At 68.4% G+C, this 13,731-nt stretch carries 12 protein-coding genes; 5 read left to right on the top strand and 7 right to left on the bottom strand.

Annotated elements, in window-relative coordinates:
• Positions 1-6: 6 nt before the first annotated feature.
• The 3 genes from holA to leuS are packed head-to-tail and all read right to left on the bottom strand — an operon-like array spanning position 7 to position 4,336.
• Complete coding sequence (gene holA / locus FZ033_RS07525) at positions 7-1,035, bottom strand: DNA polymerase III subunit delta (protein WP_149575539.1); 1,029 nt, start codon at positions 1,033-1,035, stop codon at positions 7-9.
• A 3-nt stretch (positions 1,036-1,038) separates the two neighbouring features.
• Positions 1,039-1,665 (bottom strand): LPS assembly lipoprotein LptE, encoded by a 627-nt coding sequence (lptE, locus tag FZ033_RS07520; protein ID WP_149575538.1) that lies wholly within the window; start codon positions 1,663-1,665, stop codon positions 1,039-1,041.
• Positions 1,652-4,336 (bottom strand): leucine--tRNA ligase, encoded by a 2,685-nt coding sequence (gene leuS / locus FZ033_RS07515; RefSeq protein ID WP_149575537.1) that lies wholly within the window; start codon positions 4,334-4,336, stop codon positions 1,652-1,654. The genes lptE and leuS overlap by 14 nt, the downstream gene beginning before the upstream one ends.
• Before the next feature lie 222 nt (positions 4,337-4,558).
• On the opposite strand from leuS, the gene FZ033_RS07510 reads away from it, so the two are divergent.
• Positions 4,559-6,025, top strand: a complete 1,467-nt coding sequence (locus FZ033_RS07510) for a sodium:proton antiporter (protein ID WP_149575536.1) — start codon at positions 4,559-4,561, stop codon at positions 6,023-6,025.
• Positions 6,026-6,075: 50 nt separating this feature from the next.
• On the opposite strand, the gene FZ033_RS24270 is transcribed toward FZ033_RS07510, so the two are convergent.
• The gene (locus FZ033_RS24270) at positions 6,076-6,492 is read right to left on the bottom strand and encodes a L,D-transpeptidase (protein ID WP_269149856.1); all 417 of its coding nucleotides are present in this window, start codon (positions 6,490-6,492) and stop codon (positions 6,076-6,078) included.
• A gap of 422 nt (positions 6,493-6,914) precedes the next feature.
• Between FZ033_RS24270 and FZ033_RS07500 the strand changes: the two genes are divergently transcribed.
• The 4 genes from FZ033_RS07500 (at position 6,915) to FZ033_RS07485 (ending at position 10,421) form a co-directional block, all read left to right on the top strand.
• The gene (locus FZ033_RS07500; protein ID WP_149575534.1) at positions 6,915-7,481 is read left to right on the top strand and encodes an NnrU family protein; all 567 of its coding nucleotides are present in this window, start codon (positions 6,915-6,917) and stop codon (positions 7,479-7,481) included.
• A 33-nt stretch (positions 7,482-7,514) separates the two neighbouring features.
• Entirely contained in the window at positions 7,515-8,357 is an 843-nt protein-coding gene (panB, locus tag FZ033_RS07495) for a 3-methyl-2-oxobutanoate hydroxymethyltransferase (RefSeq protein WP_149575533.1), read from the top strand.
• Positions 8,357-9,214, top strand: a complete 858-nt coding sequence (locus tag FZ033_RS07490) for a class D beta-lactamase (RefSeq protein ID WP_149575532.1) — start codon at positions 8,357-8,359, stop codon at positions 9,212-9,214. Before panB ends, FZ033_RS07490 begins: the two co-directional genes overlap by 1 nt.
• A gap of 61 nt (positions 9,215-9,275) precedes the next feature.
• A complete protein-coding gene (locus FZ033_RS07485) occupies positions 9,276-10,421 on the top strand; it encodes a benzoate/H(+) symporter BenE family transporter (RefSeq protein ID WP_149575531.1) in 1,146 nt (381 codons plus the stop codon).
• Positions 10,422-10,536: 115 nt separating this feature from the next.
• Here the strand turns inward: FZ033_RS07485 and FZ033_RS07480 are convergent, their stop codons facing one another.
• The 3 genes from FZ033_RS07480 to FZ033_RS07470 all read right to left on the bottom strand — a co-directional run bounded on the left by FZ033_RS07480 (position 10,537) and on the right by FZ033_RS07470 (position 13,692).
• Positions 10,537-11,529 carry a branched-chain amino acid ABC transporter permease gene (locus FZ033_RS07480; RefSeq protein WP_149575530.1) on the bottom strand — a complete coding sequence of 331 codons (993 nt, stop codon included), beginning with the start codon at positions 11,527-11,529 and terminating at the stop codon, positions 10,537-10,539.
• A gap of 10 nt (positions 11,530-11,539) precedes the next feature.
• On the bottom strand, positions 11,540-12,421 hold the full coding sequence (locus FZ033_RS07475; RefSeq protein WP_012113459.1) for a branched-chain amino acid ABC transporter permease: 882 nt from the start codon (positions 12,419-12,421) through the stop codon (positions 11,540-11,542).
• Between the two features lie 65 nt (positions 12,422-12,486).
• Positions 12,487-13,692 carry an ABC transporter substrate-binding protein gene (locus tag FZ033_RS07470; RefSeq protein WP_149575529.1) on the bottom strand — a complete coding sequence of 402 codons (1,206 nt, stop codon included), beginning with the start codon at positions 13,690-13,692 and terminating at the stop codon, positions 12,487-12,489.
• Between the last annotated feature and the right edge of the window lie 39 nt (positions 13,693-13,731).

Raw genomic sequence — 13,731 nt, 5'->3', positions numbered from 1 at the left:
CTCTCGTTACCGCCGTCCCCGCCCGGCCTGCTGGGCCACCTGGAGCACCACCCGCTCGCAGATGGCGGGCGCAAGCGGAGCGTTGCGGCGAGCGGCGAGCACGGCGTCGTCCACCGCCAGCAGAGCCTTCAGGCAGCGATCCGGATCGAGCGCCCGCAACGCTTTCTCCATCTTCGCCTTGCGCGAGAAATGCACCGGCGGGCGGGCCGATCCCACCACCTGGTCGGGGCTCGCCCCGCCGGCCACGGCGAGCGTCATGGGATGCAGGGCGGTGAGCGCGCGCAGCAGGCTGCCGAGCACCGCGTCGGGCCGGGTCGCCGCGCCCATGGCCTTGGCGAGGGCGGCCAGAGCCTCCCGCGTCTCCCCGGCCAGCGCCGAGTCCACCACGTCGTCGAGGGCCAGCGCCGAGGCATCACCCACGATGGTGCGCACATCCTCAAGGCTCACCCGCTGCTGCCCCAGGGCATAGAGGATGAGCTTGGCGATCTCCCCGCGGGAGGCGAGGCGATCGCCGCCGATGAGGGAAACCAGGAGGTCCCGCGCGTCGCGGTCGATGGCAAGGCCCGCCTCGGCCATCATGGAATCCACGAGACGGGAAAGATCGCGGTCGCTGTCGGCATAGCAGGCGATGGCGAGGGCGTTGGGGGCGTTCTCGCACAGGGCGCGCAAGGGGGCGCCCTTCTTCAGGTCGCCGGCCTCCACCACCACCAGCGCGTCGCAGCGGCCGGCGAGCACCGGCTCGAGCGCCGGCACGATGTTGCGGCTGCCGGCGCGCACCCACACCACCCGCTCGCCGCCGAACAGGCCGATGGTGGAGGTCTCGTCGATCAGCCGGCGGGGGTCGGAGGAGATGTCGTCGCCTTCGAGGCGCACCAGGGCAAACGGATCGTGCGCATCGGGCACGGCCCGGCGCACGAGGCCCTGGGCCCGCTCATGCACGAGGCCGGTATCGGGCCCGAAGATGAGGACGACGCTCTTGCCCGGGTCGCGCCGGGCGAGCGCCGTCTCGGCGTCGCCAGGCCGCACCGCGACCACGGCTCAGCTCGCCGAGCCGGGGGCGCTGGGATTGCGGATGAAAAAGGCGCCAAGCTGGGCCTTGATCTGGTCGGCGACGCTGCGCGCGGCGCGCTTCTCGGCGTCCATGGTGGCGCTGTAATTGGCGAAGCGCTGGTCGCTGGTGTCGATGGTGGCGGTACCGGAGGCCGCGCCCGTGGTCACGATCGCCGCCTTCTTCGGATCGTCGGCCGCCTTCACCAGGCGCCAGTTGGCGGTGACGCGGATGACCTGGTTCTCGGGCAGGCCCGAGGACGAGTTCACGATGGCCGTGGACGCGGAGGTATCCACCGCGACGATGAGCTGGAGCGGCGCACCCTTCGGGTTCCCCGACCCGCCGGTGAGGGCGAAGATGAGGTCGTTGCGCAGGTCATTGCCGAGCCGGCCCCGGATCTCGATGACATCCACGTCCCGGAACTTGTCCATGAGGGCGGGGCCGCCCACGGTCGAGTTTTCCGCATAGAGCGGCTGGAAGCAGCCAGCCAGCGCGCCGGCGAGCGCGCACACCAGCGCCAGCCGCGCCGCGAGCGGTGCACGGGCAAGCTGACCCACCCGGGAAGCGGGGCGGGACTTAGGGCGGGACACTTGGGACGAGGGATCAAGCAACGACATTCACGATCCTCTGCGGCACCACGATGATACGCTTTGGCGCGCGGCCGTCGAGTGCCCGCTGCACGCTTTCCAGCTTCAGCACCAGGGCTTCCACTTCCGCCGCCGTCGCCTCGCGCGGCACGACGATATCATCGCGCTTCTTGCCATTGATCTGGATCGGAAGTGTGACCGTGTCCTGACGCAGCAGGTCGGCCTCCACCTTCGGCCAGGGGGCCTGCGCCACCAGCGTGCTTTCGCCGAGGGCAACCCAGCACTCCTCCGCCAGGTGCGGCACCATGGGTGCCACCACTGAAGCGAGCATTTCCGCCGCCTCGCGCAGGGCGAAGGCGAGGTCCGACGGGACCTCCTTCTCCGCCCGGGCCGCGGCAATGGCGCTGCCGAAAGCGTTGGCGAATTCGTGCACGTGGGCCACCGCCACGTTGAAGCGCAGGCGTTCGATATCCTCGGCCACCGTCGCCACAAGGCCGTGGGCGGCCCGGCGCAGGCCGAGGGCGGTGGGCAAGAAGGCATCCGGGCGCGGGGAACCTGCGGGCGCGCCCAGCTCCACCGCCTCATTCACCAGCCGCCAGACCCGCTGCACGAAGCGCCATGCGCCCTCGATGCCGCCCTGCGTCCACTCGCTGTCGCGCTCGGGTGGGGTGTCGGAGAGCATGAACCAGCGGGCACAATCCACACCGTAGGTATCCGCCACCACCTCGGGGGCAACCACGTTGCGCTTGGACTTGGACATCTTCTCCGGCGGGGAGACGGTGACATCCGAACCGTCGGCGATCTTGATGGCCTTGCCGTTGCCGAGGAGCTTCACCTCCTCCGGGAACAGCCACTTGCCGGCGGTATCCTTATAGGTCTCGTGGACGATCATACCTTGGGTGAACAGTCCGGCGAACGGCTCGTCCAGGTCCACGCGCCCGCATTTCTTCAGCGCCCGGGTGAAGAAGCGCGAATAGAGCAGGTGCAGGATCGCGTGCTCGATGCCGCCGATATACTGGTCCACCGGCAGCCAGTGGGCCACCGCGTCCTTGTCCAGCGGCACCTGCGGATTGTCCGAGGCATAGCGCAGGAAATACCAGGACGAATCCACGAAGGTGTCCATGGTGTCGGTTTCGCGCCGGGCCGGCTTGCCGCACTTGGGGCACGGCACGTCGCGCCACGCCTTGGCGCGATCCAGCGGATTGCCGGGACGGTCGAAGGTGACATCGTCGGGCAGCGCCACCGGGAGCTGCTCGCGGGGCACGCCCACCGGTCCGCAGGCGTCGCAATGGATGACCGGGATGGGGCAGCCCCAATAGCGCTGGCGCGAGATGCCCCAGTCGCGCAGGCGGAAATTCACCCGCCGCGTGCCCTGCGGCTCGTCGCCGACGCGGAAGCGCTCCAGCCGGCGGGCCACGGCTTCCTTGGCGTCGGGCACGCTCATGCCGTCCAGGAATCCGGAGTTGAACAGGGTGCCGTCGCCGTCATAGGCCACGTCGTCCACCGCGAAGGCGCCGGGATCGGTCTCCGCCGGCAGCACCACGGGGGTGACGGAAAGGCCGTACTTGCGGGCGAAGTCGAGATCGCGCTGGTCGTGGGCCGGGCAGCCGAAAATGGCGCCGGTGCCGTAGTCCATCAGCACGAAATTGGCCACGTAGACCGGCACGGTGCGCTTGTCGTCCAGCGGGTGGACGACCTCGAGGCCGGTCGGGTAACCCATCTTCTCCTGGGTCTCGATCTCCTCGGCCGAGGTGCCGCCGCGCTTGCACTCGGCGATGAAGGCCGCGAGCGCCGCATCCTTGAGCGCCAGATGCTGGGCCAGCGGATGGTCGGGAGAGAGCGCCAGGAAGGAAGCGCCGAACAGGGTATCGGGACGGGTGGTGTAGACCTTCACCGCCTTCGCCGCCGCCGGCAGGGTGCCGGCCGAAACCGCGGCCCTGGTGAACTCGAACAGCACCTCCATGCCTTCCGAGCGGCCAATCCAGTTGCGCTGCATGAGGCGCACCTTCTCGGGCCAGCGGTCGAGCGTATCGAGGGCGTCCAGCAGTTCCTGGGCGAAATCGGTGATGCGCAGGAACCACTGCGACAGCTTGCGCCGCTCCACGATGGCCCCCGAGCGCCAGCCGCGCCCGTCGATGACCTGCTCGTTGGCGAGCACGGTGTTGTCCACCGGGTCCCAATTGACCTCGCTCTCCTTGCGATAGGCGAGGCCGTTGTCGAGGAAATCCAGGAAGATGCGCTGCTGCTCCGCGTAATAGGACGGGTCGCAGGTAGCGATCTCACGGTTCCAGTCCAGCGAGAGGCCGAGCAGCTGCAGCTGCTCGCGCATGGAGGCGATGTTCTCGTAGGTCCAGCTCTTGGGGTGGATGCCGCGCTCGATGGCGGCATTCTCCGCCGGCAGGCCGAAGGCGTCCCAGCCCATGGGATGGAGCACGTTGAAGCCCTGCATGCGCTTGTAGCGCGCGAGCACGTCGCCCATCACATAATTGCGGCCGTGGCCGATGTGGATGCGCCCCGACGGATAGGGAAACATCTCCATGACGAAGAATTTCGGGCGCGGGTCGTCGTTTCGCGTGCGGAAGATGCCGCGCTCGGCCCAGGTCTTCTGCCACCTCGGCTCGGCTTCGCGGGCATTGTAGCGGTCGAGGCTACGGTCTTGCGCACGCTCGGGGGCGCGCTCCGTCGTACGATCTTGGGTCATGGATCCGTCAAGGGTAAAATCGGGCGGGACTAGGACAGAAACAGGCCGTCCGGTCAACCTTTCTCCCGGTCGCGGCGGGTGGCGGCGGCGACCCTGGAGCCCCGCGCGGGGCGCGCCATGGTGCACTGCGGGCCGCAGGCCGGGGGAACGTTGCCAAGCTCCACCTTGCCACCGGCGTGTGCTTCGTCCATCAAACCCGGGTGGGTAATCTGGGGGGTGGCGATGGCAGCGCAGCGTCGCGGGATGAAGTTTGGTCTCGGGTCCGCGGCCGCTTTTGCCCTGCCCTTCCTCGCACTCCTCCTGGCCGCGGCCTCGCCTGCCCTTGCGGCGCAGGGCCTGCCGGTGCTCGACGGGGCGCGGCTGTCCCCGCTCTGGGCCATCCCGTTTGCCGGCATGCTGCTGTCCATCGCGCTGCTGCCGCTGCTGGCGAGCCATTTCTGGCATCACCATTACGGCAAGGTGGCCCTGTTCTGGGGCCTCGCCTTCGTCGTGCCCTTCGCCGCCGTCTATGGCCCGTCGGCCACGGGGCACGAGGTGGTGCACACCGCGCTCCTTGAATACATCCCCTTCATTATCCTGCTGTTCGCTCTGTTCACGGTGTCCGGCGGCGTGCTGGTGACCGGGAACATCAAGGGCACGCCGGCGGTCAACACGCTCATCCTCGCCATCGGCACCCTGATCGCGAGCCTCATCGGCACCACCGGCGCCTCCATGGTGCTGATCCGGCCGCTGCTGCGCGCCAATGACGACCGGCGGCACAATGTGCACACCGTGGTCTTCTTCATCTTCCTGGTGTCCAACATCGGCGGCTCGCTTACGCCGCTGGGCGACCCGCCCTTGTTCCTGGGCTTCCTGAAGGGCGTGAACTTCTTCTGGACCACCACCCACCTGCTGCACGACACGGCGGTGATCGCGGCGATCCTGCTCGTCGCCTTCTACCTGCTCGACCGCTACTTCTACGCGAAGGAGGACGCCGCCGTGAAACGGCCCGATCCGACCCCGCCGACGGAAGGGATCGGGCTGCGCGGAGTGCAGAACCTGCCGCTGCTGGTGGGCATCATCGGCGCCATCCTGCTCAGCGCCCTGTGGAAGCCCGGCGTCACCTTCAACATCTACGGCACCCCCGTGGAGCTGCAGTGGATCGCGCGCGATGTGCTGCTGGTGGTCCTGGCCCTGGTCTCCCTCGCCATCACCCCCGCCATCGTGCGCGAGCGCAACGGCTTCGACTGGGAGCCGATCCGGGAGGTGGCGAAGCTGTTTGCCGCCATCTTCCTCACCATCATACCAGTTATCGCCATTCTCAAGGCCGGCTCGCGGGGCGCCTTCTCCCCGCTGGTGGAACTGGTGACAGGGGCGGACGGGCAGCCGGTGAACGTGTGGTACTTCTGGCTGACGGGGGCGCTCTCGGCGTTCCTCGACAATGCGCCCACCTATCTCGTCTTCTTCAATCTCGCCGGCGGCGACCCGCACCAGCTCATGGGACCGCTGGCGGTGACGCTGGAGGCGATCTCGGCGGGCGCGGTGTTCATGGGCGCCATGACCTATATCGGCAATGCGCCGAACTTCATGGTGCTCTCCATCGCCCGCCACCGCGGCGTGAAGATGCCGAGCTTCTTCGGCTACATGGTCTGGTCCATCGTCTTCCTGGTGCCGTGCTTCGCGCTTCTGACGGTGCTGTACTACATCTGAGGCGCAGGGCCGGCCGGGGCGCCCCACCCAGAACGCCCCGCAGGCGCGCTTCAGCGGGTGATCACGATCCGCGTGTTGCCCGGGCCATAGCTCTGGACCAGGGAATAGAGCGTGGCCGCATTCCCCGGATGCAGGCGGATGCAGCCGTGGGAGGCCGGTCCCCCCAGCTGGTTCACCGCATAGCTGCCGTGGATGGCGAAGCCCCCGCTGTAGAAGATCGAATAGGGCATGGGCGAGTTGTAATACTTGCGCGAATAATACTCGCGGTAGAGCCGCTGTGGCCGGTAGACGCCGGTAGGCGTCACGTAGCCCCGTCGCGCGGTGGAGACCAGCCAGGAATAGCGCGGCACGCCGTTCACGGAGACCGTCATGCGCTGGGACGACAGGTCCACCCGCGCCACCACCGCCGCCGCCTCGGCCCGGACGAGGATGCCCGACAGCAGAAGCAGGGCCAGTGCCACCGGCACCGCCCGCCATCCGCCTGCGGCCGAAGGTTTCGCCAAAGGTTTCACGGCCGATGGCTTCACAGCAGATCTTGCCGCCGCACGGAAGCCGGCCCACAACCCAGCCATCGCCGTATCCTTCCTCCCCTTCGGGAAATCATACTGCCACGCCAAGGCTGCAACGCAAGGCTGCACCCAAATCTGCGCCCAGGGCGAACGCCATCCATGCGGCCGCCAACAGATACCGCCGCGCCGCCGGTCGGGGCGCGAGCCGGAGCGGACTTCACGGAATCGCGATGCTGCTCTAGACCCTTGTTCCGTCGCATTTTCTTCACGCGGATCGAGGCCCACTCCGCGCGAAAATGTTCTATTGTCCGCGCGCCGGTTCGAAGCGCCGGCGAGCCGTAGAGGGCTGTCAGCCGGGCGCCGGCGAAGGAGATCAATCCATGGTGATGATGCTGTTCGGCCTTGTGGTTTTCCTCGGCATCCATGTGGTGGGGAGCCTCAGGGGTCTTCGGGCCAAGCTCATCGCCCAGGTGGGGGAGGCCGGCTACAAGGGCTTCTTCTCCCTGCTCGCCATCAGCGGCCTGTTGCTCACCGCCTACGGATTTGCCCTGTGGCGGGCCTCCGGCGCGCCGGACCTGTGGGATCCGCCCCTGGGGATGATGCATCTCACCAAGCTGCTGATGGTGTTCGCCTGCATCGCGCTGGTGGCTTCCAAGGTGCCGAGCCACATCAAGGCCTGGCTCAAGCACCCCATGCTGGTGGGGGTGAAGATCTGGGCCCTCGCCCATCTCCTCGCCAATGGCGATGTCGCCTCCATCGTGCTGTTCGGCTCGGTGCTGGCCTGGGCGGTGTATGATCGCATCGCGGTCAAGCGGCGCGGCGATCCGCTGCCGGTGGCGCCCAACAATTATGCCGGCGACGCGCTCGTCGTGGGCGGGGGGCTGGTGCTCTATGCCGCGCTCGCCTACCTATTCCATCCCTATGTGATCGGCGTGCCCGTCATGTGAGGCCGCCTGCGCCAGAAACGTAAGAGGAACGCCATGTCCAGTCAGGCCGACGCCCGCCGCATCACGGCGCCGCAGATCCAGGCGCGCAAGGGAGGCGAGCCCATCGTCTCCCTCACCTCCTACCACGCCCACACGGCGCGCCTGCTCGACCGCCATGTGGACGTGATCCTGGTGGGCGACAGCCTTGGCATGGTGATGCACGGCATGGAAACCACCGTGCCGGTCACCGTGGAGATGATGATCGTCCACGGCCGCGCCGTGGTGCGCGGCACCAAGCGCGCCCTCATCGTGGTGGACCTGCCCTTCGGCAGCTACGAGGCGAGCCACACGGAAGCCTTCCACACCGCCGCCCGCGTGCTGAAGGAGACCGGCGCCGGCGCGGTAAAGCTGGAAGGCGGGCGCCGCATGGCCGAGACCGTGCGCTTCCTGGTGGATCGCGGCGTGCCGGTGATGGGCCATGTGGGCCTCACCCCCCAGGCCATCAACACGCTCGGCTCGTTCAAGGCCCGCGGCCGGGACGACGCGGAAGCCTCCATCATCCTCGACGACGCCCGCGCCATCGCCGAGGCCGGAGCCTTCTCCATCGTGCTCGAGGCCATCGCCGAGCCGCTGGCCCGCCGCATCACCCAGGAGGTGGCGCCCCCCACCATCGGCATCGGCGGCTCGCCCGCCTGCGACGGCCAGATCCTGGTGCTGGAGGACATGCTGGGCCTCGGCGACCGGGTGCCCAAGTTCGTGAAGAAATACGCCAATCTCGGCCCCGACATCGAGAAGGCGGTGGCGAGCTATGCGGACGAGGTGCGCGCCCGCACTTTCCCGGCCGCCGAGCACACCTACGCCCCGCGCCTCGTCGAGAAGCCGGCGAAAGCCTCCTGATGGCTGCGCGCCGGACCGGGGGCGCGCACCGCACGCGCCCCCCGCTGACTCGCGCCGCGTTCGGCCTTCTCCTCACCCTCGCCGCCGCGGTGCTCGCCGCGCCGGCGCAGGCGGCGGAAGACTGCTTCCTCGCCACCGATCTCGAAAGCGGGCGGGTGCTGGCGAAGCAGGGCCTGTGCGCCACCCGCCATCCGCCCAATTCCACCTTCAAGATCGCCCTCGCCCTGATGGGCTATGATGCCGGTCTGCTGAAAAGCGAGACCCAGCCGGTGTTCGAGCCGCCCGAGGGCGCGGATCTCTCCCGGCCGCAGACGCGCGGGCCGCAGACGCCGCGCTCCTGGATGGTGAATTCCGTGGTCTGGTATTCTCAGGTCCTCGCCCGCGAGCTGGGGGCGGAGCGCATGGGCGGCTATCTGAAGGGCTTCGCCTACGGCAACGAGAACATGGGCGGCCTGAAGGGCGAGGAGGAGCCGCTGGCCCGCTTCTGGCTCTCCTCGTCCCTGCGCATCTCCCCGCGGGAACAGATCGATTTCCTGCGTCGCATGCTGAAGGGCACTTTGCCCATCTCCGCCGAGGCGGTCGGCGCCACCGAGCGGCTCATGGCCATCGAGGAGCAGCCGGCGGGCTGGCTGGTGTTCGGCAAGACCGGCACCGGCAACGGCCGCCATGCCGACGGCAGCCTCGACCGGGCGCGACCGTTCGGCTGGTTCGTGGGCTTTGCCCGCAAGGGCGCGCACACGGTGGTGTTCGTGCGCTTCACCAGTCTCGACATGACCGCCCCCGAGCCCCTCGGCCCACTGGCGCGGCGGCAGGCCATCGCCATCCTCGCCCCGGTGCTGGCGGCGCAGGCGCCCTGATCGGGCGGCTTTCCCTCCCATTCCCGCTCCCGCCCTGCCCCATTCAGCCAAGGACAGACCCGTGCGCGTCTCCATCATCGTTTCCGCCTTCGTCGCGGCGCTCGTGGGATTCGGCGGAACACTCGCCATTGTCCTCGCCGCCGCCGCGGCGGTGGGAGCGAACCCTGCCGAAACCTCCTCCTGGGTCGCCGCCATCTGCCTGGCCATCGCGGCGACCTCGGCCTTTCTCTCCATCCGCTACCGCATGCCCATCATCGCTGCCTGGTCCACGCCGGGGGCGGCCCTCATAGCCGGCTTCGGATCGGGGATCGGCATGGCTTCGGCCACCGGTGCCTTCCTGGTCGCCGGCCTGCTGGTGGTGCTGTGCGCGGCCATCAAGCCCCTCGGCACTCTGGTCGCGCGCATTCCGGTGGCGGTGGCCGCCGCCATGCTGGCCGGCGTCCTAGTCCGATTCGTCATGGCTCTGGCCGAACATGCGGCGGCATCCCCGGCTTTGGTGCTGCCGGTGATCGCGGCGTTCTTCATCGTGCGGGTTCTGTCGCCCAACTGGGCGGTGCCGGCGGCGCTGGTGGTGGGCGGCGCCGGGGCCGTCCTGCTCGGCCGGGTGGGACCCATGCCGGAGTTCGAACTCTCGGCCCTGGTGTGGACCACGCCGCGCTTCGAGACCCCGGTGCTGGTGGGGCTCGGCCTGCCCCTGTTCCTCGTCACCATGGCGTCGCAGAACCTGCCCGGCTTCGCGGTGCTGCGCGCGTGCGGCTACGTGCCCCCGGTGCGGCCCATCCTCGCCGTGACCGGCCTTGCCTCCATGGCGAGCGCGCCCTTCGGGGCCCACGCCTCCAACCTGGCTGCCATCGCCGCCGCCCTGTGCACCGGGCCCGATACCCATCCCGATCCGAGGCAGCGCTGGCTGGCGGGGCCGGTCTATGCCGGCTTCTATGTGCTGCTGGCGGCGGCCGGCGCCTCGCTGGTGGGGGTGTTCGCGGCCCTGCCGCCGGCCCTCATCGCCACCATCGCCGGCCTCGCCTTGCTCCCCGCTCTCACCGGCGCGCTCACGGCGGCGCTGAACGAGGACAAGCACCGGGTCGCGGCCGTCGCCACCTTCGCCACCACCGCCTCCGGGGTCACGGCCCTGGGCCTCGGGGCGCCGGTTTGGGGGCTGGCGGCGGGCCTCCTCATCGTCGGCCTCGACCGGCTCCGGCGGATCTGAAGCGCCGGGATTGAGGCGGCCCACTGAAACAAAAATCCCGCGGGCGACACCGGTCGCCCGCGGGATTTTGGGTGCGTCTCAGGCCTTGTCGGCCGGCTTTCTCAGCCCGCCTCTATCAGCCGGCTTTCTTGGCCTTGAACTGCTGGATGATGGCGATGACTTCGCCGACGAAGCCACGACGGAACAGGGAGACGGCGAGCACGAAGATGACGCCCTGGATCACCAGCACCCATTCGCCGAGACCGGCCAGGTAGTTCTGCATGGTCACGATCACCGCCGCGCCCACGATGGGGCCGAGGATGGTGCCCATGCCGCCCACCAGCGTCATCAGGATCACCTCGCCCGACATCTGCCAGGCGACGTCGGTGAGCGAGGCGAGCTGGAACACCAGCACCTTGGTGGCCCCCGCAAGGCCGGCCAGCGCCGCCGAGAGCACGAAGGCGAGCAGCTTGTACTGGTTTACCCGGTAGCCCAGCGAGATGGCGCGCGGCTCGTTCTCGCGGATGGCTTTCAGCACCTGCCCGAACGGCGAGTGGATCGCCCGGTAGATGACCAGGAAGCCGAACACGAAGATGGCCAGCACCAGGTAGTAGAGGTTGATGTCCTTCGACAGGTCGATGAGGCCGAACAGCGCCCCGCGCGGCACCGCCTGAAGGCCGTCCTCGCCGCCGGTGAAGCGGGCCTGGAGGCAGAAGAAGAAGAACATCTGCGCCAGCGCCAGCGTCACCATGGCGAAATAGATGCCCTGCCGGCGGATGGCGAGCAGGCCGGAGATGAAGCCCAGCGCGGCGGCAAAGGCGACGCCGGCGATGATGCCCAGCTCGGGGGTAAAGCCCATCACCTTGATGGTGTGGGCGCACACATAGGCCGACCCGCCGAAGAACATGGCGTGGCCGAAGGACAGCAGGCCCGTGTAGCCCAGGAGCAGGTTGAAGGCGCACGCGAACAGCGCGAAGCACATCACCTTCATGAGGAACACGGGATAGACGCCGAACGGCGCCGCCAGCAGCACCGCGATGGCGAGGATGCCGAAGATGGTGCCGACGCTGGCGCCGGAGCCGGAGGCCGCGGGCGCGCCGGCGGGATGGGCGGGGGTGGACGTGCTCATTGCGCCGCGCTCACTTGGCTGTGCCGAACAGGCCGGCGGGCTTCACCATGAGCACGATGGCCATGATGACGAAAATCACCGTGGAGGAGGCCTCCGGGTAGAACACCTTGGTGAGGCCCTCGACGATGCCGAGGCCGAAGCCGGTGACGATGGCGCCCATGATCGAGCCCATGCCGCCGATCACCACCACCGCGAACACCACGATGATGAGGTTGGAGCCCATGGTGGGGCTCACCTGGTAGGCCGGGGCCGCCAGCACACCGGCCAGCGCGGCAAGGCCCACGCCGAAGCCGTAGGTGAGCGTGATCATGCGCGGCACGTCGATGCCGAAGGCCTGCACCAGGTCCGGCCGCTCGGTGGCGGCGCGCAGGTAGGAGCCGAGCTTGGTGCGCTCGATCACGTACCAGGTGGCGATGCAGACCACGAGGGAGGCCACCACCACGAAGGCGCGGTAGTTAGGCAGGAACATGAAGCCGAGGTTGGTGCCGCCCGGCAGGGGATTGTTGTAGGGCAGGCCCGAGGAGCCGTACTGCCGGCGGAACAGGCCCTCGAGGATGAGGGCGAGGCCGAAGGTGAGCAGTAGCCCGTAGAGATGATCGAGGTGGTAGAGCCGTTTGAGCAATGTGCGCTCGATCACCATGCCGATGATGGCCACGATGATGGGCGACAGCACCAGCGCGCCCCAGAACGGGATGCCGGCATAGTTGAGCAGCATCCACGCCCCGAACGCGCCCATCATGTATTGCGCGCCGTGGGTGAAGTTGATCACGTTCAAAAGGCCGAAGATCACCGCGAGCCCAAGGCTCAGCATGGCGTAGAACGCGCCGTTGATCAGGCCGAGCAGCAATTGCCCGAAAAGGGCCTGCGGGGGAATGCCGAGAAGCTCGAACATCGAAGATCCGTCTCGTCAGGAGGACGCGGGCCGGCCCTTAAGGCCGACCCACCTGAATTGGAGCATCAGCCCTTCTTGACGAGGGGGCACTCGCTGTCGGCGAGGGGGCGGAACGCCTCGTTCGCCGGGATCGTGGCCTTCAGGGTGTAGTAGTCCCACGGTCCCTTGGACTCGGAGGGCTTCTTCACCTCGTAGAGGTACATGGGATGGATGTGGCGGCCATCGGCCCGCACCTCGCCCTTGCCGAACAGCGGGTCGTCGGTGGGGATCTTCTTCATCTCGGCCACCACGGCGGCGCCGTCCTTGGCCGACTTCAGGGCTTCCACCGCCTTCAGGTAGTGGGTGACGCCGGAATAGACGCCGGCCTGCACCATGGTGGGACGACGCCCGCCGTTGGCCGCGGCGAAGGCGTCGGCGAACTTGCGGTTGGCGTCGGTCTGGTCCCAGTACCAGGCGGCGGTCAGGTTCAGTCCCTGGGCGGTCTTGAGACCGAGGGAATGCACGTCGGTGAGGAAGATGAGCAGGCCGGCCAGCTTCTGGCCGCCATCCACGATGCCGTATTCGGCCGCCTGCTTGATGGAGTTGATGGTGTCGCCGCCGGCATTGGCGAGGCCCACGATCTTCGCCTTGGAGCTCTGCGCCTGCAGCAGGAAGGACGAGAAATCGGCGTTGTTGAGCGGCACGCGGACCTGGCCCAGCACCTTGCCGCCGTTGGCCTTCACCACTTCCGAGGTGTCGCGCTCCAGGGCATGGCCGAAGGCATAGTCGGCGGTGAGGAAGAACCAGGTGTCGCCACCGGTCTTCACGATCGCCTTGCCGGTGCCGTTGGCCAGCGCCCAGGTGTCGTAGGTCCAGTGCACTGTATTGGGCGTGCAGGCCTTGCCGGTGAGGTCGGACGACGCCGCGCCGGAATTGATGAAGACCTTGTTCTTTTCCTTGGTGACGCCGCTCACCGCCAGGGCGACGCCGGAATTGGGCGTGTCGAAGATGGCGTCCACGCCGTCCACGTCATACCACTGGCGGGCGACCGAGGTGCCCACGTCGGCCTTGTTCTGGTGGTCGGCGAAGATCACCTCCACCTTGAGGCCCTTGGCGGCGGCGCCGAAGTCTTCCACCGCCTTCTTGGCGGCCCACACCGAGCCCTGGCCGCCGAGATCGGCATAAAGGCCCGACTGGTCGTTGAGCACGCCGATCTTCACCGGAACCTGGGCGTAAGCGGCGCCGGCGCCCATGAGGCTGCTGGCCGCCAGGAAAATGGCTGCAAGACGCATGTGTTTCCTCCCACCGGCTGAGAGCCGGATTTCTCTGTC

Origin of the sequence: Xanthobacter oligotrophicus (assembly GCF_008364685.1) — a bacterium.
Lineage (GTDB): Bacteria > Pseudomonadota > Alphaproteobacteria > Rhizobiales > Xanthobacteraceae > Xanthobacter > Xanthobacter oligotrophicus.
The sequence above is the reverse complement of the archived record's forward strand: the minus strand, read 5'-3'. Positions and strand labels throughout refer to the sequence as shown.